The 21659-nt window shown below is 60.6% G+C and carries 20 protein-coding genes; 9 read left to right on the top strand and 11 right to left on the bottom strand.

The annotated features are described in order from the left end of the window. Positions 1 to 328 precede the first annotated feature (328 nt). From NYP16_RS06950 to NYP16_RS06910, 9 genes are all read right to left on the bottom strand, one after another. On the bottom strand, positions 329 to 2323 hold the full coding sequence (locus tag NYP16_RS06950; RefSeq protein WP_274943396.1) for a DUF3363 domain-containing protein: 1995 nt from the start codon (positions 2321 to 2323) through the stop codon (positions 329 to 331). Between the two features lie 515 nt (positions 2324 to 2838). Then, on the bottom strand, positions 2839 to 3162 hold the full coding sequence (locus NYP16_RS06945; protein ID WP_274943395.1) for a DUF736 domain-containing protein: 324 nt from the start codon (positions 3160 to 3162) through the stop codon (positions 2839 to 2841). Between the two features lie 673 nt (positions 3163 to 3835). Beyond that, on the bottom strand, positions 3836 to 5590 hold the full coding sequence (locus NYP16_RS06940; RefSeq protein WP_274943394.1) for a ParB/RepB/Spo0J family partition protein: 1755 nt from the start codon (positions 5588 to 5590) through the stop codon (positions 3836 to 3838). Positions 5591 to 5775: 185 nt separating this feature from the next. Continuing rightward, on the bottom strand, positions 5776 to 6183 hold the full coding sequence (locus NYP16_RS06935; protein WP_274943393.1) for a DUF2958 domain-containing protein: 408 nt from the start codon (positions 6181 to 6183) through the stop codon (positions 5776 to 5778). Beyond that, a complete protein-coding gene (locus NYP16_RS06930; protein WP_274943392.1) occupies positions 6180 to 7121 on the bottom strand; it encodes an ArdC family protein in 942 nt (313 codons plus the stop codon). The genes NYP16_RS06935 and NYP16_RS06930 overlap by 4 nt, the downstream gene beginning before the upstream one ends. Positions 7122 to 7364: 243 nt before the next feature. After that, positions 7365 to 7841 (bottom strand): S26 family signal peptidase, encoded by a 477-nt coding sequence (locus NYP16_RS06925; protein WP_274943391.1) that lies wholly within the window; start codon positions 7839 to 7841, stop codon positions 7365 to 7367. A gap of 13 nt (positions 7842 to 7854) precedes the next feature. Continuing rightward, positions 7855 to 8070 carry a MerR family transcriptional regulator gene (locus NYP16_RS06920; RefSeq protein ID WP_274943390.1) on the bottom strand — a complete coding sequence of 72 codons (216 nt, stop codon included), beginning with the start codon at positions 8068 to 8070 and terminating at the stop codon, positions 7855 to 7857. A 127-nt stretch (positions 8071 to 8197) separates the two neighbouring features. After that, positions 8198 to 8599 carry a DUF2285 domain-containing protein gene (locus NYP16_RS06915; RefSeq protein WP_274943389.1) on the bottom strand — a complete coding sequence of 134 codons (402 nt, stop codon included), beginning with the start codon at positions 8597 to 8599 and terminating at the stop codon, positions 8198 to 8200. A 172-nt stretch (positions 8600 to 8771) separates the two neighbouring features. Next, positions 8772 to 9017: a transcriptional regulator domain-containing protein gene (locus NYP16_RS06910; RefSeq protein WP_274943388.1), complete on the bottom strand. Its 246-nt coding sequence runs from the start codon at positions 9015 to 9017 to the stop codon at positions 8772 to 8774. A gap of 684 nt (positions 9018 to 9701) precedes the next feature. Here NYP16_RS06910 and NYP16_RS14615 point away from each other — a divergent pair. Continuing rightward, complete coding sequence (locus NYP16_RS14615) at positions 9702 to 10283, top strand: Fic family protein (protein WP_274943387.1); 582 nt, start codon at positions 9702 to 9704, stop codon at positions 10281 to 10283. Here the strand turns inward: NYP16_RS14615 and NYP16_RS06900 are convergent. Further along, complete coding sequence (locus tag NYP16_RS06900) at positions 10280 to 10810, bottom strand: isochorismatase family protein (RefSeq protein WP_274943386.1); 531 nt, start codon at positions 10808 to 10810, stop codon at positions 10280 to 10282. The two genes, NYP16_RS14615 and NYP16_RS06900, sit on opposite strands and share 4 nt — an antisense overlap. Before the next feature lie 159 nt (positions 10811 to 10969). On the opposite strand from NYP16_RS06900, the gene NYP16_RS06895 reads away from it, so the two are divergent. From NYP16_RS06895 to NYP16_RS06860, 8 genes are all read left to right on the top strand, one after another. Next, positions 10970 to 11737: a LuxR family transcriptional regulator gene (locus tag NYP16_RS06895; RefSeq protein WP_274943385.1), complete on the top strand. Its 768-nt coding sequence runs from the start codon at positions 10970 to 10972 to the stop codon at positions 11735 to 11737. A 142-nt stretch (positions 11738 to 11879) separates the two neighbouring features. After that, positions 11880 to 12509 carry an acyl-homoserine-lactone synthase gene (locus NYP16_RS06890; protein WP_274943384.1) on the top strand — a complete coding sequence of 210 codons (630 nt, stop codon included), beginning with the start codon at positions 11880 to 11882 and terminating at the stop codon, positions 12507 to 12509. Positions 12510 to 12634: 125 nt separating this feature from the next. Further along, complete coding sequence (locus NYP16_RS06885; RefSeq protein WP_274943383.1) at positions 12635 to 13504, top strand: phytanoyl-CoA dioxygenase family protein; 870 nt, start codon at positions 12635 to 12637, stop codon at positions 13502 to 13504. A 61-nt stretch (positions 13505 to 13565) separates the two neighbouring features. Further along, complete coding sequence (locus NYP16_RS06880) at positions 13566 to 14294, top strand: LuxR family transcriptional regulator (protein ID WP_274943382.1); 729 nt, start codon at positions 13566 to 13568, stop codon at positions 14292 to 14294. A gap of 137 nt (positions 14295 to 14431) precedes the next feature. After that, positions 14432 to 14554, top strand: coding sequence for a benenodin family lasso peptide (locus tag NYP16_RS06875; protein WP_274943381.1), 123 nt, complete (start codon positions 14432 to 14434; stop codon positions 14552 to 14554). Positions 14555 to 14588: 34 nt separating this feature from the next. After that, positions 14589 to 15401, top strand: coding sequence for a lasso peptide biosynthesis B2 protein (locus NYP16_RS14610; RefSeq protein WP_429913143.1), 813 nt, complete (start codon positions 14589 to 14591; stop codon positions 15399 to 15401). Between the two features lie 124 nt (positions 15402 to 15525). Further along, positions 15526 to 17205: an asparagine synthase-related protein gene (locus tag NYP16_RS06865; protein WP_274943379.1), complete on the top strand. Its 1680-nt coding sequence runs from the start codon at positions 15526 to 15528 to the stop codon at positions 17203 to 17205. Between the two features lie 2 nt (positions 17206 to 17207). Continuing rightward, positions 17208 to 19109, top strand: coding sequence for an ATP-binding cassette domain-containing protein (locus NYP16_RS06860; protein ID WP_274943378.1), 1902 nt, complete (start codon positions 17208 to 17210; stop codon positions 19107 to 19109). On the opposite strand, the gene NYP16_RS06855 is transcribed toward NYP16_RS06860, so the two are convergent. Next, positions 19094 to 21589, bottom strand: a complete 2496-nt coding sequence (locus tag NYP16_RS06855) for a S9 family peptidase (protein WP_274943377.1) — start codon at positions 21587 to 21589, stop codon at positions 19094 to 19096. The genes NYP16_RS06860 and NYP16_RS06855 overlap by 16 nt on opposite strands. Positions 21590 to 21659: the final 70 nt, after the last annotated feature.

Here is a 21659-nt window from a genome sequence, read left to right as displayed (position 1 = left end):
GAGCACTATCCTGTCTGGTGGGAAAATACTGCAATAGTCGATCAAATTGTCGGTCATCGGATTCATCAGGAATATGTGTGCAGATGGTTGTTGCCGAGGCCTCAGACGAGGGCGTAGGGGGCAACGCCGCGACCTATGTGCTTGAGGCCCGTCGCATTGGAATATTCTGTCCCACAACCAGTCCCGCCATCGGCGCAACGTGACGACGCTCCATTCGGAAAGGAGCCAACGCTGCGGCTCTTCATGCAAGCCTTATAATATAATGCAGATATTCTTAGATGCTATTTTCCAAAATCTCAGGAACTCCTGACGCTTGAACATTCCCTTCTTAGCGCCAAGGACCACGGTCGCGGCCCCTCCCCATCTTCCATGAAACGCCGTCTCCATGGACAATACCACTGACATGGCGCCCGAGCTCCCGTTCAATGACCGGTCGCCAGGGCACAAGATTGATCTCATGGGTGCCTTCGATCAGGGCATATTTTCCGCTGACAAGGGTCAGGGATTGCCGGTAGATACCCCTGACCCGCTCGCCGTTTTCGGGTACACGAAATGGAAGATCTCCCATCTGCTCAAGGCCTCGCCCCGTCTCTTCAAGTTCCCGTCTGGCGAGAAGGGTGAGGAAGTTGCGGTGCGGGATCCAGCGATCGGCCTCCTGATGCAGGAGGCCCTGTCCCGCGAGCCATTCTTTGCGGTGCTCCATGGATCTCAACACTTCCCGACCGAAACCGCCGTCCCGGATGCCGAATGAGCCCGGATCCAGGATGGCGCGATCGAGCCAGGTGGCGGCGTTGGCCGTGATCTGGGTTTCAAGTCCAATCGGACAGAGAAGCCGGAGGCGGACCTGCTGGTTACGGCTCCGGTCATGGGCCTCTGCCCTTAGCTCATAATCTTCAGGAATCCGCCAGCAATCGGGGCCAAGTCGCTCGACAATCCCGGTCCGGCGCAAAGCCTCAAGGCGACGCACATGAGCCTCCACATAGCCCTCATGATTGTCGCCCGGAACCGGGATCCGCTCCCGCGCCATAAGGAGATGAACGGCCGGCTCATAGAGACTCTCGTTCTGGCGAGCAAGGTCAGCAATGGTGCGATCCGCCGCGCGAGCTTGCTGCCTGGTCCGGACGACCTCAACCAGACTGCCCCTCGGTATGTCGCCGCAAGCGGCTTCAGGCAGCTCCAGGTAATGCACCCGCCCATCGCTGCCGTCGATCACGAGATGCAGCCGATCGCCAAGTCCATCCCCAGCGACGCCCTTGCCGATGAGCAGGCCGGTCATGGGGTGCTCAGAGGATATGTCATGATGTATGTCGAAGCTCACGATGGCGCGGGACTGTTTCTGATCTGCGAGAGCCCTATGCATGGTCTTGATAATATCCCCGCGCTCCCCGGCCTGGCGCAGGGTCTCTTCCAGTTTGGGGGAGAGCGTCCAGCGGCCGGTCTTGATCTCGAGCGCGAGCCCGCGCTCAGCGAGAACCTGCAGCCTGCCGATTTTCTGGAGGCGTTTGTGGCGGTCGCGCGCCGGCTCCGGCATTGCACGGAGATCGACGATCCCGTCGGCAGCTGACCGCAGGAGATCGCGATCGAGATCGGTGAAGCGGTCCTGGGCCACCTGTCGTTCAAGCTTGCGCCTGATCTCCAGCTCCGTTTGCGGTCCGAGCTCAAGGGTGATGAGCTCACTTGCCCGCCGTCGCATGCCCTCCCGGATATAGTCCCGGGCGATGATCAGATCCTGACCGCGCTCGTCCTTGCCGCGCAGCAGGATATGGGTATGGGGATTGTCGGTATTGAAATGATCGACCGCGACCCAGTCGAGTCTGGTGCCGAGATCCTTTTCCATAGCGGCCATGAGATCACGGATGAAGGGCTTCTGATCATCAAGCTCTGCCGCGTCTTCCGCCGACACAATGAAGCGGAACTGATGGCGATCTCCTTCCCCGCGATCGAGGAAGGCCTTGCCATCCGCTGCGTCGCTGCTGCAATCATAAAGCTCGCCGGGGTCGTTCGTCCTTGAGACCCCGTCCCGCTGAATATATCGGAGATGGGCCCGGACCGCGGCTTGCCTGCCGGATGACAGCCGGACAAGCCGGGTCTTGATGATGACACGGCGATAGGCCGGGCCTGGACGATATCCCGCCCGCTCATGCCGCCCGGCGTCATTGCCGCGCCCGATGCGATAGCCGCTGAAGGAGTGGCCGGATAAACCTGCGAGACCCGCGACGGACATCTCTTTCAGCACGCGATTGAGATAGGGTCGCCCGCACCCTCGGCCGACGCTGCGAATGCGGCCAAGTTCCGGTTTGAATCTGTCATCCCTGTCGCTCATGAAAAGGAGATTGGGATGCGAAACTCCCACTTAAAGGGCGGTTTTTCTCTGCACATGATTTCTGACGGAAAACCGGGCCTCTCCCGGGCTCACCTGCACAAAGCGCTTTTGCCTGGTGCAGGCCAACATAATGTGCAGACAGGAGGATTGGGTGCCTTGCACCATCAGGTTTTATCTTGCCATCCGCTTCCAAATCGTCCCGGCCGCTCGTCATATTGGATGCTCCTTGATCGTCCCGGACTTTTTGCAACCGGGCGGATCCTGTCCCGCCGGCCAAGACAGCCGGGACACAGAAAAAAATTAGCATCCGAAGGGATCGCATTTCCAAAAAACAACCACGTCCCCCAGGGAAATTTTGCATCAGACTGCAAAGAAGATCCGCAGAAAATTCCGAGAAAATACCGAAGAAAATCAGGCTAAAAATCATCGCCTTTCAGAGATTTTCCGGCAAAATTTTGTGGCCCAGAAGAGGCAAAAAAGGCCCCCGCGCGCAATGTGCGGGGGCCTGATTGCGGTCAGTCGGCCGGGTTCCAGATGATGGCGAAGACGTCGTCATTCTCCTGTCCGGCGGCGCGGCCGAGGTTGGCGTAAAGCTTGCGCGGGCCGAACTCGGGGGCGGCAAGACTGAGTGAGACATAATCAGCCCCCGACTGCTCGCCGCGCTTGATCCAGCCCGCCCCGAGCTCGACGGCACCGGTCACGACCCGGAAATCCGGATGAGTGTCGGCGCTTTTGCTGCGGTTCGGCAGGATATCGATGTCGGCACGGATCGAGAGGGTGCGGATCTGGCCTTTGAAGCCGCCGGAGGGTTGACGGGTGACAGTTCCAATCGCAGGCATGGGTTTTCTCCTGTGCTGCCGCCGGGACCATTCCCGGCGATGGGTGAACCGTCATGGAGCTGAGTCCCGCTCTGAACCCCCATCACAGCTGATAGAGAGGGACCCATATATGGGGGCCGCAGCGTGAGCGGAGGACCGGAGCCCCGGGCTTTTTTGAACGCGCCAGCGCCGCGAGGAGCCCAGGGCCCTGGGCGGGGAAAAAAGCCCGGGCGCGATGGTTTCGGGGCGGGGCTCAGATCCATAGGTTCCAGCATCGAGCCGGGATTGGTCCGGCCGGACAGAGAGGATGGAAGAAGAGCCATGTCGCGGGGTCTGTTGCGTCATCTCCGGCAGATTCTAGGGCCCAAGCGAAGCCCGGACTCCTGACAGCAGGACAGCGGCCGACCAGGCCACCGCCACTTCCATCCGGCTGTTCCGGTTGTGCTCGTCTCCGCTCCGGAGACGAGGCCGAATCCAAGCGGGGTGAGCAGACGTGATTGTCGCATGTCCCGGGAAATGCCGCCCCCTCCCCGGCAGGCTTTGCAACCGACCGCGCCCGCAAAAAAAGACGGGGCCCTGAGCCCAATACCCTGGCCGGAAACGCCACAGCAAAAGGCCCCCGCACTTGATGCGCGGGGGCCTTTCTAAACAAAAAACACAGGGCCGGGAAGATGGGGCAAATGATGCCTCCGCCTTATTCGGCGGCCAGCGAATGATTATCGGCTTCCGCAAACAAGGCCCCGATCCGTGCCCAGTGATCCACGGCCTTGACGCCGCCACGCTCTGTGACGGCGCGGGCGGGAACGGCCATCCAGCCGGGCAGCCAGGGCGCGCTTTTGAGGCGCCCGTTGTCTCCCGCGAGACAATCACGGAGGATCTGTTTCTGGGTCCTCAGTTTCTCCTGCCTGTTGCTCGCCGCAACCGCCGGGCCCGCGACTTCGGCGAGGAGAGCGGTCACGATTTCACGGTCACGCAGCAGATCGAAGAAGGCTTCATCCGGCTGCCAGAACCGCCTCATGTCGAGCCCGATCCGGTAAGCGGCGGCTTCCACCATGGCACTGCCCGCTTCAAGAGTTTCGCCCATGACGACAGCGAGAATGCGCAGGACGTCATCCTCGGCAAGGCTCAGGAGACGGGCGAAAATCGTGACCGTTCCGTCAGCCCCCCGCAGGCTGTGGGTGACCATGGGCTCGTCCGGCGCGAGCCCGAGAAGGGCGAGAACCGCATGGCGTTTTTCCGCAAAAGCGGCCTCGGCCGGAGAGGCGGCGAGGCTTTCGGCGATGGCGGGAGAGGCCCGTTGCGGCTCCGGCCGGACGGCCCACAAAAACGATCCCGCGATCACATGGGCGAGGAGAAGCCGCAGTGCCACGCCGGGATGGTCCTGAAGCGCCAGACGCAGGGCCGCGTGCCGATGGAGGTCAAGATAAGTTTGCAGATTGCAACTGACCTCGGGGCGGGCCGATTTGCTGTCATCCGTTCCTCCCTCGCCCTCTTTTGTCCGGATGCAGCGAGCCTCCTTGCGGGTCAGATAGCCCTCATGGATCTCGAGTTCACCCCGGCGGGAGACACTGAGATAGACCTTGCCGCCGCGTCGTTTGGCGGTCTTCTCATGGTCCCATGGAGCGAACGGCTGATCCGGACCGAGCAGAACGGCGTCCCGCCAACCGGCTTCGACATAGGCCGCACGCTTCTGCCCGATCGCCTCATTCTGCAGCCGCCAGAACAGCTCTCCATCCGCGAAATAGCACTCCTCCCCGAACAGGTCAGACAGAAGCTCGCCGGTATAGAGCTCGAGCGGAAAAAGCGCCGCCGTGACGGCAATGGCCTGCCCGCCGAAGAGCCAGGATTTCAGCTGGGACCCGCGCGGCGCGCGGGCCTCCGGGTCATTTTCAAGAGCGAGCCAGTCCCTTTGCCGGGCCTTTGACGCCATGGTGAGATGACGCAGGCTTGCGGCATCGATCTCCCCCTTGCGATAGGCCGCGCGGATCCCGGGCAGGAGATTGCCGAGAGCGAGACGGCGCCGGACCGTGAGGGCGTTGAGACCAAAGGTCGCGGCGATGTCCTCGACAGTTCGCCCCTCCCGGATGAGACGAGTGAAGACCTCCCATTGGCTCACCTCGTCGGGGTCGAGGCGGGCGATGTTTTCAAGGAGCGAAGCCTCAAGCGCGGTCGCATCATCGCCCGCTTCCATGATAGCACAGGGCAAGGGGTCCACTTCCTGCCCCTCCGCCGCGACGGCCCGGGCGGCGAAATAGCGCCGCCGTCCGGCGACAATTTCATAGCTTTCGTTGTCGTCACCGTCGCCGCTTTTACGGACAAGAAGCGGCACGAGCACGCCGCGCGCCCGCACGGACGGCAGGAGATCGGCGATGTCCGGCGGGCGTTTTCCATGCCGCATATTGGCTTTGGAGATGACGAGCTGATCGAGGCTGATATGAGCGAGTTTCATGACAGGATGGTCCTTTCTGGCCTGGGATTTTCGGCTTCGCATCGACGGGACAGATGCGAGGGATTCGCGTCAGGAGGGTTCGTTTCAAGAGAACCCGTTTCAAAGACGGGCGGCAGTTGATGGACCGCCGGGACAGACCCGAAAGCGAGGACTTTGAGCCTCCGGCGGCGCAATGCTGTGGTGGTCTAATGCGTGCTGCGGCCTGTGCGGAGCGCCCCTGCAGCCAAACGCAACAGGATATCCATTTCTGTGATTTCTCCCGCCATGCGGGCCGCTTCCACATAGACCGAAAGCGGGTAGCGGGCGACAAAACGACGGTCGCGCCGGATCAGCGGTCCACGCGTGCCCTGAACGGAGGTGATCTCCCTGAGGCTGAAATATCCGAGTTCGGGACAGCCGAACCCAAGGTCTGCAAGCCCGAAGAGCCTGTCCCCATCCTGGCTCATTGCAGTGACAAGCCAGAGCGGCGCACCTCGCGGATAAAAGAGCTTGATGACAGGGATATGATCCTCGCCCCTCGCCCCGTTCCGGAGCAGTTCGGCCCGGAGATCGGGGGGAATAAGGGGCGGCAGGTGCGAAGGATAGCAGGTCATGACACCATCTCCCCTCTCTCGGCCACCTGTTCCATATTTTCCGCGTCAGCGAGGATGAAATCTGCGGCCTTGCTCGCCTGAGACGCCGCGCGGAAAATGGCGCGATTGTCTTCGCGCAGGATCTCGAGCCAGCTGCCGAGATAGTCCGCATGGCGCACCGTGGGCCGAATGCCGAGGGTCGCACAGATGAAGGCGCTGCCCATTTCAGCCACAAGCTCTTCGCGCCCATAGGCCTGCGTCGCAAAGCGGCCCGAAAAAATCCGGTTGAGCCGTGACGCATGGCCGGTCCAATGGGACAATTCATGAAAACAGGTGCGGTAATAATTGATCTGATCCGGAAAGGCCGGTTGCGGCGGCACTTGGATATAATCAAGGCTTGGCACATAGAACGCCTCGTCCCCGCCGATCCGCAGGTCCGCGCCCGTGGCCGCAATGACCGCTTCTGCTGACGGTATCAGCGCCCGCTCGGGCAAAGGCGCGGGGTCGCCCGGAAACCCTTCAGGCAATCCCGCGCACTGGTCGATATTGAAGACCGTGAACCGTTTGAGAAAAGACACCTGTCCCGGTTCGTCGCCGTCGCGGGCGGCGCGGTCGCGCTCGGTTTTCGGAGTGAAGCGGTCCGCGTAACAGACCGAAATACCGTGTGCGCCTTTCCTCACATGGGCTCCCAAGGCCAAAGCCTGCCGGAACGTCAACCAGTGCTGAGACGAAAACCCCTGTTGGATTACGGCTCCCCAGAGGATCAGAATATTGATCCCTGAATAGGGCCGCCCGCTTGCGGCATTCCGGGGCAGGCCGGGGGCGAGCCCCGCCCGCCCCCAAGGCTGCACCCAAGGGACAGTGCCTGCCTCGAGATCCGCAATAATACGATCCGTGACCTCCTGATAGACGCTTGCCCTGCCCTCTCCGCTCTGCGATTGCGTGCCGGTCCTGCTCATGGCTGCCCTCCGTTCCGATCCTGAAATCCGCCGCGGCCCTCCCGGAAAGCGGGGTGGGCGGCGAATGGCGACCGGCAGGCCCGGTGAGAGAGGCGGGCCGCATCCGGAGGACCGGAACGAAGTGGAGGAGCCGGAGCGCAGCGGCGGCTTGCGGCCTGCCGCACCGGGCCTATAAGGGAGCGTCGCCCACCCTGCGCCGCCGGGAAGGCCAAACAAAAAAGTCATCGCGTGAGCGATGGCCGTCTAGAAGAGTAACATTGCCTTGCCGACCACCCGATCCTGCGCAATCGCCCCGAAATAGCGGCCATCAAAAGACTGCGGATGGGCATTCAATAGAAAGACTTCCTGCGCACCGAGCCGGTGGCAGCCAGTCCAGACCGGCATTTCCCGTCCCCTTCTGTCACGTGCAAGTGCTTTTGCCGCGAACTGACCGTTGATAAATAAGCTCCCCCCAAACCGGCAAATCTCGTCACCGGCAAGGGCTGAGATCTGTTTGAGGACGGGAATGCCAAGCGGCAGATAACCGCGATCGGCTGCGAGGGACGCCGCAGTTGCGGGAAGCCAGGCGAGGACGAGGTCTCCCCGGGCGAAGGACCTGTCCGCAATCCAGTAAAAACCAGTCGGTGCGCTCGCCGAGAGGTTGCAGACAAGCTTGAGAGGGAACGGACATATGGATGCCAACCCCAAAGCGGCCGCCGCAAGCAGCCCCGCCGCAAACATGGAGTCCCGCGACCTAAAGATCATGGGTCATGTCGCGCTTGCGCAGGTTCGACCAGACGGTGAGATCGTCAATATGATAGCGCACGCTGCGGCCATGTTTGCGATACTGGGGACCGCCGCCATAGACCCGCATTTTCTCGAGAGTATTGGGTTTGAGAATCAGGAAATCCGCCGCCTCACGGCTGGTGAGAAAGGGGCGTGTCATGACCGATTGGAGCTGCTCCGTCATCTTCTCTCTCCTGTTGCTTGCACAGAGGATCCAGAAGGTTCGAGGATGCCCCGAGAGGACACTCCGGGGGAGCATCGCCATGCAACATGGTCCGGCCCGATGCCCCGTCCCGGCCAGGACGTCGTCCTCAGGCCAGGAGTTTGCGATATCCCCCGTCCGCCATGACCCGCCCCCGCTTGATAGCGCGGGCGACGCGGTTTTTCATGGTCTGATCCGGTGCACGCCATTCCCGCTCTACCCGGGCCGCACCATGAATGGCTGCGGCGATCTGTCGCTGCGACAGTCCCGCACGCCAGCCATCAAGGGCCATCAGGGCATCCCAATGCCAGAGCTTTTGTGCAGTCCAGCCTGGTGCGCGCAGAGAGTGGTTTTGAGTGCGGCCATGATAGATCTCAGCGAGGCGCGCCATAAGCCGCAGGCGATCTTCGAGATGGGGAAACTGATCGAGCACGAGTTCGAGCGCGAAGGGGTCGAGACTGAGATCCTCGCCAATACAATGGATCTGGACGACCCGGGTCTCTGTCCGCAACAGAAGATGCTGTTCGCCGTCCGCAGCCTTGAAGATGGCCCGGGCACAGGCGAGACCTCCGAGGGATATGAGGCTGCCAAAGCCCGGCTCCTCGACCCGGCGGACATAGGCGGACGCAATCCGGGCATAATCCGCAGAGCGCCAGAAAACATCGGCTTCAAGCGCTGTTCTGTCAGGGTTGGCGAAAGCAGTAGAGGCCCCAGGCCTCCGCTCCGAGAAAACGGCGGCGGGCGCGGTAGAGGACGCTGCCGGTGGTCAGCTCTATGGGGCGCGGGCGACCAGGTGCCGCGGTGCGCCAATCCCGCCTGTATTGCTCGTTGCGGCGCAGATATTCCCAGGCCAGCCGGGAGCGGGAGAGGCCGCGGATATAGTCATAAGCTTGGCGCCCCAAGGTTCCGTCCGCAACCACTCCCGCCATCATCATGTCCCTTTCATGCCCAATACAAATTGCTTGTTTGCCTGAGCAGAATGGTCGGCGACAATCGTCAATAAAATATCAACAGCATGGCAATTCTCGTATGACGATATTGGAAGAGACGGATCTTCCGATAGCAAGCTCCCTCAGCCTCGCTTTCGCGAGAAGTTATTAAATTTCATGAAAATGTAAAATTTATAATCGTTATTCGTCGCCAGTTCGTGTTTTTCACGCCATCCTTTGCAAGAAACTATTTTTGCAAAGGATGGCCGCAAATTTCATGCGTCCGGGGCAACAGGGACCGTTTTCAGGGCCGCTGGCTCCCTGAAGAGGCGAGCTCCGCCGGATATGCGGCGCTCATCGACGCCTATGAACTGCCCGTCCCCCTCCCCCGGATGCTGGCGGCTTTTGGTTCTTGGCATAAGGTCTACGAGAGTGATGGCTAGCGAGTTTATACGCTCCGCCACCAGCCAGCCGAGGATCTCTCGGCTCACCTGACATTTGCGCTCCCCTATGAAGGGCTTGACCTCGGTGCGTTCAAAGCCCTGTTCCGCGCGACCGGTCCGGAGCCCATCGCGGATATCGGCCGGGCGGCTCCCACCGGAGCCTATGCGCGGCGCATCTGGTTTCTCTATGAGTAGCTGCTCGCGGAGCGGCTCGATCTGCCTGACGCAGCGAAAGGGGCCTATGCCTTCGTCCGGCTTCGTTTACAGTCATCCCCTTGAAGACGGAAACGGGCGACTGCATCGCTATATGATCCACCATGTTCTTGCAGAACGCGGCTTCAATCCGTCTGGCCTGGTGTTTCCTGTGTCTGCCGTCATTCTCGAACGGATCGATGACTATCGGCGGGCTCTCGAAAGCTATTCGAGGCGGTTGCTGCCGCTGATCCATTGGCGACCCACGGATCGCGGCAATATCGAGGTTCTGAACGAAACGGCTGACTATTATCGCTTCTTCGACGCCACACTCCAGGCGGAGTTCCTGTTCGCCTGCATCGCCCACACGGTCGAGTTTGACCTGCCGATGGAGACGGCGTTCCTGAAATGCTATGACCAGTTCAAAAAGCGTGTGTCGGGTCTCGTCGACATGCCGGACAGACTCACGGACCTGTTGTTCCGCTTTCTGTGCCAGAATGACGGATTGCTCTCGAGGCGAGCCCGTGAACGGGGATTCGCAGGCCTGACCGGTCAGGAAGTTAATGAGATAGAAGCGATCTACAGCGAAATCCGTCCAATGCCTGACGCTGGACAGAGCCGGGGCCGCTAGGACACAGCTGACCGCATCGGAGCGAAATGCCGCTGCCATTCGCAGATCACCTGAGGCACGCTGACCGGCACTGCGCCCGCCTGCAGCATCCGCGTGACAGCCATGTCCGAAGCCGCCTCACAGCACAGGTCGTGCAGGAGATAGACATCATATCCGAGCTCAAGGGCGCTCAAGGCCGCGAAAACCAGGCAGGTGTTGACATGACCACCGCCGATCAGGAGGCGTCTGCGTGCGAATGTGGCGAGGGTCTCGCAAACCAGGGCATTGTCGAGAGGGTTCGCCTGCGCGTGGACAATCACGGAGGTAGTCTGTCCGAACCGGCTCTCCGCATGTGCTCTGTCCGCGACCATGGACGTGACCAGGACCGGCACCTCATGGAGATAGGCGGTCTCAAGCAAAATCGCGAGACCGGCTGAGGGCGTCGCAGCGTCATGCCTGTCCTTGACGTCAAAAGGCCCGTCAATCAGAAGGAGCGCGCACTCCTCAAGGGACAGAAGGCTTTTGTAGCGCGGGGTCTGTGGAGGCATTTGCACATCTCCTGATCCGTCAAGGTCCCTGATGGACAGGATGCCAGAATGGCAATCCATGTTTGCATGGCATGATTTTTGACTCGCTATTTTTATCTAAATCAATAAGTCTATCTCTGTGGGTTGTGCATAGCTTTACTCGGAAGGGTTGGGGGAGACATGCATCCATTCGATGTCGCGCAGGAATTTATCGAGATTTGCGAGCCTGGTCAGACGCGTGACACTCTGGCAACGGCCTTTGTCCGGGCTATTGAAACTTTGGGCTTCTCCCATTTTGCTCTCTGCTCCCATGTGGATCCCCTCGCCCCGCCAGACGGCGCCGTTGTCCTGTTGAACTACCCGCCGTCCTGGGTGGAGATGTTCAGCGCCCGGAAACTCGAGCGCATTGACCCGATCTTCCGTCACGCCGACCGCACGGCCCGTCCCTTCTTCTGGAATGAGTCGGCCTTTCACAACAGCCTCACTCCGCTGCAGCGCGACATTCTCGCAGAGGCTGCAAGCCTCGGTTTGTCTCAGGGTTACACGATCCCGCTCCACGCTCCCATGGCCCTGCCCGCCTCCTGTTCTCTGGTTCCGGATTCACTGCATATCGATGCCGCGAGTTACAGCGCAGCCCGACTGATGGCCGCCTATCTCCATGAAACCCTGATGCCGGTAGTAGAACATGCCCTCCCCGAGACGCGGTTGAGCCGCCGCGAGCGGCAATGCCTCGAGCTTGCTGGCCAGGGCAAGAGTGACTGGATTATTGGCCAGATCCTCGGTATCAGCGAACGCACAGCCCATAATCATATGGAACGCGCCAAGCAGCGTCTCGGTGTGGCGAGCCGAACGCAGGCAGTCGTCGAGGCCCTGTTCCAGCATCATATTTCCTTCGGCGATGTCATTCGAGTGAAGACAAAATCACCAAGAGCCCCGCGCCTTGACTAAAACAGTCTCGACGGCTGCGCAGAGAGGCCACTAGTCTGCGGCGGCTCGGCGATAGCTGCAATTGGTCCGATCGGCTCAATGGGCATCTCCCGCAAGTTTCCCGCACACTGCGCCTGGATATTTCAACCAGGGGGACAGGGCCATGATCCTGATTGTGACGGAGGAAAACCGCAGCCTGCACGAACGTGAGCTGACGGCCATGCATCGTCAGCGCAAAGCTGTCTTTGTCGATCGGTTGCAATGGCCTCTCGCGGCTCCAGGGGGCCTCGAGATTGATGCCTATGACCGACCGGACAGCATCTATCTGCTGTCCGAAGAGCCTCGAACCGGCATGATCCTCGGCTCAGCCCGTCTGCTGCCCACAGTACAACGCCATCTGATGTCGGATCTCTTTGCCGATCTCTGTGAGGTTTCCGTGCCACGCGGACCGACCATCTGGGAAGCTTCGCGCTTCTGTGTGAACCCGTCGCTCACCATGCGACAGGACCGCCATGATCAGTTGTGGCAGATCATCGCCGGTATTCTCGAGGTGGGCTTGCTGTTCGGCCTTGATCAGGTCACCTTCGTCGCCGCCCGTGCTCTTTTGCCGCTCACCCTCGATGCCGGATGGGACGTGCGGGTCCTCGGCCGTTCCCGACCTGATGGCGATGATGAAATCACGGCTGTGGCCGCGGAGATTACTCCGGACGGGCTCAAGACAGTGCGCGACAGACATGGCATCCCGGGACCTGTGACACGATTCCGCATGATGCCGGACCGCGCAGTGGCGTGAACTCTCTGAAATCACCAGCCTTGGGTTGACTGTATTGGTTGAATCCTTGTTATGGGATCCATGCCAGGCGGGATCGGAGCAACCTCGCCTGACAGTCTGCTCTGCGATCTTGCAGGAGGTCGGAAATGACGGAAATGAGCAATATCAGAGCGGGACAAACCTTGACGGCTCTCGATCATTTACATGCGCAGGGCTATGTGATTTTGAAGCATGTGGTGAGCCAGCCCGTGATCGACAGGGTAGCGGCCGAACTTGAACCCTGGTTTGCGGCCACACCGCGTTGCCAGGGCGATTTCTATGGCTGGAGGACGACGCGGTTCGGATCGCTGCTGAATAAATCGCCGACGTCCCGACAACTTATTTTGCACGAGCTCATGCTCGATCTCATAAATGCGGTGCTCGGGCCCCACTGCGATCACTATCAGCTCAATCTCACTCAGGCCGTTCGCATTCATCCCGGCGAACGGCAGCAGGTTCCGCACCGTGACGAGGAAATGTGGCCGTGCCGAAAAGACGGCGTCGAGCACCTGATCAATGTCATCTGGGCGCTCGACGATTTCACGGCGGAGAACGGCGCCACCTGCCTCTGGCCGGGGAGCCAGCTTCACGATCTCGACCGCAGCATTGATCCGACCGAGATAGTCATGGCCGAAATGCCGCGGGGCTCGGCGCTGGTTTTCCTCGGTTCCCTCACCCATTGCGGCGGGGCCAACCGCAGTCCCCATCCGCGCACCGGCCTGATCGCGAGCTATTGTCTCGGCTGGCTCCGGCAATATGAAAACCAATATCTGGCCTATCCGCCGGCGATTGCACAAACCTTCCCGGAAGCTTTGCGGGATCTCATTGGCTATCGCATTCATCGTCCCAATCTTGGGGGCTACGAGGGACAGGATCCGGCGATGCTTTTCAAAGCCACGCAAGGACCCTGGCCCGCCAGGGATGCCTTATCGGAGACAACCAGACGGGAGATCGAGGCCTACTATCAAAGTCAGTGAACGTGACTGCATGTCCTTCCATTGTTGTCTTTGCCAGGCTTGTCTTTGTCGGGGCCGGAGCATGGATGCCCAGACCTTCGTCACTCATATTCGCAAGGCCAAGCAGCCTGCCGATCTCTTCCACATCCTGGAGGTGGCGGCCCGGAAGGCGGGTTTCGCCTGGCTTGCCTATATGGCGCTCAACCAGCATGAGCAGTATGGGCCCTCCGCCTATCCCGCCCCGGCCATCCTGCTGCGTTGTCCTGCAGATTGGAGCGCCCGTTATTTTGCCCAGGGCTATCAGGCGATCGATCCGATCCTCACCCATAGTGCGGAGATCGGCGCCCCCTATCTCTGGCGATGGCTTCCCCATATCAAACAGCTCAGCAGGATCGAGCGGCGCCTGCTGGCTGAGGCGCAGGAGGCCGGTTTGAAACAGGGTATGACCGTGCCACTGCCCGGCCCCCATGGGCCGGCTGCCATTCTGTCTTTTGCAACAGATTCCGATGGGATCTCACTTGATCATCATCTCGGCCGGTTTGGGTTTTATGCCGCGGTTTTTCATGCCGCCTATGTCACCATGATCGGCGTCGGACATCAGGCAAGACCAGGTCTGCTGCTCACCAGGCGTGAGCGGGAGTGCCTCCACTGGATCGCGGCCGGAAAATCCTCCTTTGAAATCGGCATTATTCTCGGCATCAGTCAGCATACCGTGCGCTCTTACAGCAAGACGATTTTTCATAAACTCAATGTCAGCAACCGCAGCATGGCTGTGGCGCGCGCCGTGGCCCTCGGCCTCCTGAAGATATGAACGGGTGCTTGATGTCGGTCCTGTCAATCCCGCATTCGGGCGCGTCCGAACAGGCGGAAGCGGGCAAAAAGGATTTTCCCTATTCTGATAGGTGCCACAGAAGGTGGCATATCCCCCGAAGACAACAGGAGATCATTATGGAATCGAACGCAGTCTATGAAGAAGACAGGATTATCGATCTCGGTGCCGTGTCCGAAGAAACCAAAGGTGGTGGCGCCGCCGCCGCGGAACAGGATAATCCGCTTCTGCCGCTGTTCTGAAGCACTTTTGTTCTGAAACAGCCTGACAGGCCGGATGTTTCCGTCCCCGGCTTTCAGGATCGGGGATGCGTGGCGAACCAAAAACCACGCATCCTCTTTTTCTCAGATCCGACTCTTTTTCTCAGACCAGAGACAAGCGATGACATATTTTCTGTCCCCCGGGGTTCATGCCTGCCTGTCAGGCGAATGCCTCGTCTTCCTGGATTTGAAGTCTGATCGCTATTGCAGCCTCCGGCCATCAGATACGAAACAGCTATGCCCGCTGCTGCATGTCCGGAGAGATGAGACAGATCCGTGCCGATCAACGTCAGTAGTCCCCGATAGAGAAACTCTCGCTTTGGTCCATCGCCTGCGCGAACGCGGCCTGCTCGCATGTGTTGGCGAGCAGGCAGGCCGCATTGATGCAGATATTGAGACCCCCTCCCATGATCTCCTGTCCGATCCGGCAGTGCCCGGACCTCTGGCAAGTCCCCGGGATTTTCTGAACTTCTTTCTGGCGTCGCGCCAGGCCAAACGGATGCTGGAGCATTGTTCCATGGAGGAGATTGTGGAGACGGTCAGAACTCGCAAGGCCGCACAGCCCGAGGCCCGCGACCATCTCGAGACGGCGCGGCTCCTTGTGAGGATTTTTAACAAACTGCGCCCGTTCCACAAGCGTCGCTATCTTTGCCTCTTTGACTCTCTCGCTTTGCTTGAATTTCTGAGCCGATATCGTCTTTACCCCACCTGGGTTTTCGGTGTGACCATGTTTCCCTTCGAGGCCCATTGCTGGATTCAAGGCAATGGATATGTCTTCAATGATCGCCTCGATCAGGTCCGTCACTACAGCCCCATTCTGGCGGTCTGAGATCATGCCGCGGTTCATTGCCTTTCTCTGGACTGACAGGGCCGAGGGTGAGAGAGCTCGCGCTCTCGCAGAAAATCTGATGGCCGGGTGCCCTGGATGGGTTTCTGTCCATGACACAATCGGCATGCGGGTTCTTCAGGCGACGGGCGTGCCCGGACATGCCCGGGCCTATTGCTTCAAAAGCGGCGTTCTGATCGGGACCCTGTTTCTGCGGCAAAGCGGCAAACTTCTGGCAGAGACCGATCCCCTGGTCGAGAGCTTGAGCCGTGAGACGCTGATCCCATCCTGCTGGGGTCGCTATGTCGGCTTTTTCTCGGACGCAACCAGCCAGTCCGTCGTCCGTGACCCGGCAGGCCAGCTGCCCTGTTTTCACCGGCAATCTGGAGGGCTCCATGTCTATTTTTCCGATCCTGAGGATCTTCTGTCACTCGAGCTCCTCCGTCCCGTGATCAACTGGCGGTATCTCGCCGCTAACCTGACCGTTCCAGAACTCGTCATCCGAGAGACCGGTCTCACCGGGATCACGGAACTCTTGCCGGGGGAAGGTCATCGCTTGAGCGGAACCGGGCTCGAGACGGAAACCTGGTGGGACCCCGCCCAGATTTCCAGGACAGCGTCTCTCGAGGGATTCGAAGAAGCCGCAGAGCGCATGCAACAGACCGTTCGCGACTGTGTCACTGCCTGGGCCTCAGTTTATGCAAAGGTGATCCATAACCTCTCCGGCGGGCTCGATTCCGCCATCGTGCTGGCCTGTCTCCCCCCTGCAGAAAAGTTGACCGTCACCTGCCTGAACTACAGGACGGCCGCCTCCGATGGCGATGAACGGATCTTCGCCCGGCTGGCCGCAGTCCAGGCAGACAGAGAACTGATCGAAATCGCCATGCCGGAGACCTCAGCCTTCGCGTCCCTTCTTGCCAACCATCCCCTGACCATGGCGCCCGAAGGCAGCGTCTTCGGCACCCCTACACAAATCTGTGAATGTAACATCGCACAGGCGCGAGGGGCCGAGGCCTTTCTATCCGGCGAAGGTGGCGATCATCTTTTCTACCAGATGCCGACCGCGCTCATCGCCGCGGATTATGCCCGGGCCCATGGCCTGACGTCGGCCCTGTTCCGTGTCATGCATGATGTCGCAGTCTGGACCGGAGAGCCCTATAGTTCGGTTCTGAAAACCACCCTTCTTGAGGGCCTCCGCCGCCGTCCCCGGGGTGCCCAACCGCGCGAGGACCGTGACGCATTTCCATATCTCCGAGCCGATGTCCGGGAGGCCATTCCGCCTGACTATATGACCCATCCCTGGCTCAAGACGGCCGCCAGACTGCCCCCGGGGAAAGCCTATCAGATTGCAGCCCTGTCCAAAGTCCTGCATCGCCACGAGACCTCCCCGCGATCTGAGGTCGCCGACCTGATCCATCCCCTGCTGTCGCAACCGCTTCTTGAATTCGTCCTCAAGACCCCATCCTATATTCTCGCCAGGGGCGGGCAAGGCCGGGCGCTGGCGCGGGCCGCCTTTCGCGGCGCAGTCCCCCGGGAAATTCTGACGCGTCGCTCCAAAGGCGGCACCATGCGTCATTTCGCCCGGATGGCAGAGGAGAATTTCGAGACTGCCCGGGCCTTTCTGCTCGAGGGCATCCTCGTCGAGCAGGATCTCATCGACCGCCAGGGCCTTCGGGATTATCTGACCATAAGCCGTCTGCAGCGCCCCGAAACAATTCCGCGCTTTTTCAAACTGCTGGCGACGGAAGCCTGGCTCAGATCCTGGGAGCGATCCGGGGCGAGAACCGGGACCGGGGCCAGACCGTGAAGATGGACACGTCTAAACAAAGGCTGCAGGGGGACGCGCCTCCCAAATTTTTTCCCCTCACCGAGGCGCTGAGCATTTTATGGCAGGCGAGTGACCCCGGGTCACGACAGAAGCTCGGGATTGCGCTTCTGCTGGTCCTCGCCTCATCCCTGCTTGGGATCCTCGCGCCGGTCCTGCTCAAGCTGATGGTCGATGGTTTCAGTCGACGGGAACCGGATGGTCTCCTTCTGCTGTTATCTGCCTATGTTCTGGCCCTCGGGCTGATGCGCGCTTTGGCTGAGCTCAAAAGCTCTGTTCATGCCAGCGCGGAACAAGGCATTCTGCGTCGTTTGAGCCAGCGCCTTTTTGCCCATCTGCTCGCCCTTCCCCTTCGCTTTCATCTCGACCAGCAGACAGGGGCTATGGGCCGCATCCTGGAGAACGGCCTTCTTGGCTATCGCCTGACCCTTCAGCATGTGATGTTCTCTGCCCTCCCCGTGCTCATCGAGCTTGTGATGATGGGCCTCATCCTCATGCATTTCGGCCATGCGGGGATCCTGCTGATCCTCGCTCTTGCGGCCGCGAGCTATGGGCTCGCCTTCGGGCTCGGCCTCCGTCACATTGCAGGGCCTGCCCGCGCGATCTCAAGGTCCCATGTTGCAGCAAGCGCACTCCTGACGGACAGCCTTCTCAATCAGGAGACGATCAAAAGCTTCAATGCCGGGCCTCAGATCGAAGCCCGCTATGACGGCGCGCTCCGCGGCATCGAGCAGTCATGGCGCTGCTTTTTCCGGCAGAGAACCTTGAATGGGTGTCTTGTGGCCGTCGTCCTGACGCTGTCTCTCGCCGCAAGCCTCCTATACGCGGGTCATGAGGTCCGTTCCGGTCGCATGACCCTCGGCGATTTCATCCTCGTCAACAGCTATCTCCTGCAGACCCTGAAGCCGCTTGAAATGCTCGGCATCGCCGCCCGCGATATGACCCAGGGCATGGCTTTTATTGAAAACCTGATCAGCCTGTTGCGCCAGAGTGGCGAAGCCCAGTCCCGCGGTCCCCAGCAGGCGCTGGCGGACGGTGGTCTGGAGGTCCGTTTCGAAAATGTCAGTTTTTCCTATCATGGATCCGCCTGCTCTCCTGCAGAGCCAACTCTGAGAGAGGTGAGTTTCAAGGCGCGGCCTGGTGCGACCATTGCCCTTGTTGGAGCGAGCGGATCGGGCAAATCAACGGTCGCGCGCTTGCTGCTGCGCCTCCTCGATCCAGATGCCGGCCGCATCCTCCTGAATGACATCCCGATCGTGGAGCTGTCTCTCCGGGAGCTCCGGGGCGCGATCGCCATCGTCCCTCAGGACATCCTGCTGTTTCATGATACGATTGCCCGGAACATCGCCTTCGGCCGGCCGGGAAGCAATCAGGCCGAGATCGAGGAGGCCGCACGACAGGCCCATATTCATGATGTCATCCTGCAGCTGCCTGAGGGCTATGACACCATCGTCGGTGAGCGTGGCCTTAAACTCTCTGGTGGGGAGAAACAGCGGATCGCCATTGCCCGGGCGGCCCTGACGCGCCCCCGGATCTGGGTGTGCGATGAAGCGACATCGGCCCTCGACAGTGGAACCGAGCAGAAAATCCTCCGGACCTTGATTGCTGAGTCTCGCAGGACGACGACATATCTGATCATCGCCCATCGCCTGCAGACCATCCTGCAGGCTGATGAGATTCTGGTTTTCGATCAGGGGCGGATCGTCGAACGTGGAACTCATGAAGTCCTCCTGGCCCGCAAGGGCGTTTATCGGGAGCTCTGGCGGCTGCAGCAGAGAAGCCAGGAAGAGGGTTCTCCCCCGACCCTGACGGATGAGCCGGGAAGCCCTGGCAAAGAGCGCCTGGGATCCTTGAGGACAAACAGGCGAGATCAAGGGTTGAGATAGCGATCATACCAGTCGAACAGGCGGTCCCAGAAGTCCCGGATATTGGCCGGGCTCGTCAGGACATGGCCTTCCCCCCAATAACGCACGAACAGGGCCGTTTTCTGCAGCCGGTAAAGGGCCGAGAACATTTCCTCGCCCTGGCTGACCGGGATGAAATCCCGGTCCCCCTGGATCAGCATCAGTGGTGTCCTGATCCGTTCCACGTAAAAGAGCGGGCTGTTGCGGAGATAGCGCTCTGCATCATCCCAGGGCGGCACTCCCATGCGCCCCTGATCGGCCTCCGCCCATCTTGGCAGATCCATGAACAGCTCCGGGCGTCCGGTACGATCAAAGCGCGGATCAAACTGCCCATAGGCACTCAGAAGATTGACGGGGGCCGCCGCAGCCACGGCAGCCTTGAAGCGGTCGCTCTCGGACAGGAGGCCGAGGACGCCATAGCCGCCATAACTTTGACCGAACAATCCCAGACGTTCGGGATCTACAGATCCGAGCTCTATGCTGCGCTCGACCGCGGGCAGCACCGTCTCCGCCAATCCCATCAAGGGATCGCCAGCCTGTCCCGGGGGACCAAGAGGAATGCTCGGATAGAGCACGGCATAGCCTTTGGCGGTCAGGAGATAGGGATTGAACGGACTGATGCTTGATCTCTTCCAGGGCCAGCCTCCGGTCCAGACCGCTCCCGGGTAGACAATGACGATCAAAGGATGCCGCACTCCCACCTTGTGTCCGGACGGCAGAAGAAGCCATCCCGAAAGCTCTGCGGCGGGTTTGTCTTTGCGGGCATAGCGGATGGGGATCGGCTGGCTGTCCGCCACATCCGCAAGATGGCGGTTGAAATGGAGGAGTGCCCTCGCCTCCCCGGCAGCTGGGAGGACCATCAGCCGGCTGCCGTCCGTGCTCTCTCTGCGGAGAATGGCTGTTCCTCTCTGCAAGGAGACCGCAAGGATCCGATCCTCCCGGGATATCACGCCGCCCGGGATGGTTTGACGGGTCGCCGGATCGAGAACGAGCAGTCTCTGTTCCCCCGTCTCGCGGGTTGCAATCATGGACAGGCGATGCTGCGAGGCAAAGTCCGGCAACTGGAGCCCCGAGAGCGGCTCCTCCCAGGGCGTCAAGGCGGACCCAGCGGTGGCCGTCACAGGATGACGGTCACCGTCAGGGGAGATCCGCCATAACTTCCCTTCAGCCAGCATGATAAGCCCGCCCTTTGTGGCGGCGAGCGGCCGAAGCCGGGAGGCGGCAAAACGCTCCGTCAGATTGAGCGGCGGCAGGTCCCCACGCAGAAGATACCAGTCCGGAGAGTCCGTCCGGGCCGCCGTTTTTTCATGCGGGGGCAGATCTTCATGCAGGGGGCGGGCAGTTTCTTTTGAGAGGGCCTCGATTGCAATCCGGTCACCGAGCCAAAGGATCTTGGGCTGATCGAGATATTTGCCAAATCCGTCCCTGAAGCGCAAACCATCATGCGGGATCCTCCGGCAGCTGCGGCTCGGAACATTGACCATCATGACCTGCCGATCCTGTTGATCCGGAGGCTGGTCTTCTATGGCCCGACCGTCCGCTGACCTTGAGAGAAAGGCGAGCTTGCGGCCATCGGTGGACCAGGCGAGCGTGCCGGCAAGCGGATATGCCGCATCACAGGTGATTGGAGCCTGTTTGCTTCCAGCCAAGGGATAAATCATCAGCTCCGGGTCTCGACTAGCCAGCATGGGATGGGGCTCGAGAAGCCGCAGGCGCCGGTCTTGAACAGCCGGGGGCTGGAGCTTCAGGACGGCCAGGTGACGCCCATCCGGGGCAAGCGCCGGGGCCGTGAAAGAGCCGCGGTCTATCCTGGTGACCGTGCCGCTCTGGAGATCCACGCGCAGAAGCAGATGCTCGGCCTCCGGGGCGGCGTCCGGGAGAGCATCCCCACTGGCGAGAACGCTCGCCGTTGCCATATCTCCCCGCTCTGCATGACGCCACAACCCGGGCAGCTCGTCCGCCATCTTGCGCACGGATGAGGCCCAGAACGGCTGCTGCCCGTCCGGCAGGGCCAGATAGATCAGCACATGATCAGAAATCCAGATGGGGGATTGCCCGTAATGAAGTAGCTCCGGGGTGAGAGGGAGCGTCTTTAACCTCTCCGTCCCAAAATCATAAACCCCGGTTCCGACAGCTCCGTTTGCAATCCAGAACAGAACGATCTGCGTCCCGTCCGGTGACGCGGGCCCAAGCCAATATCCTGTATTCCGCTCCTGCGGGAAGAGCGGCCGAACCGACTGGGACTGTGTGAGATCAGCCACAAAAATATGGGAGCGGTCTTTGCCGGCCAACAGTTCGCGCCCGAAACTTGGAGCTTGCCCATAGGGCCCGAGCCGCTCGAAGACAATCCGCGTTCCGGCCGGGTCGAACATGACCCGGCCGATATCCTCCAGGGCGAACATATCATCGACCGTTAGGCCGCGTTCGGCCAGTACAGCACGATTGAACAGGGCCGAGAGCATAAGGCCCAGCACCAAAGTGAAAAGATGAGCGATCCATATCGTCCGTCGGCGGTATCGGCCAGGACAGCTG

The organism is Govania unica, assembly GCF_027920805.1.
In the GTDB taxonomy this organism is placed as follows: Bacteria; Pseudomonadota; Alphaproteobacteria; order Sphingomonadales; family Govanellaceae; genus Govanella; species Govanella unica.
The sequence above is the reverse complement of the archived record's forward strand: the minus strand, read 5'-3'. Positions and strand labels throughout refer to the sequence as shown.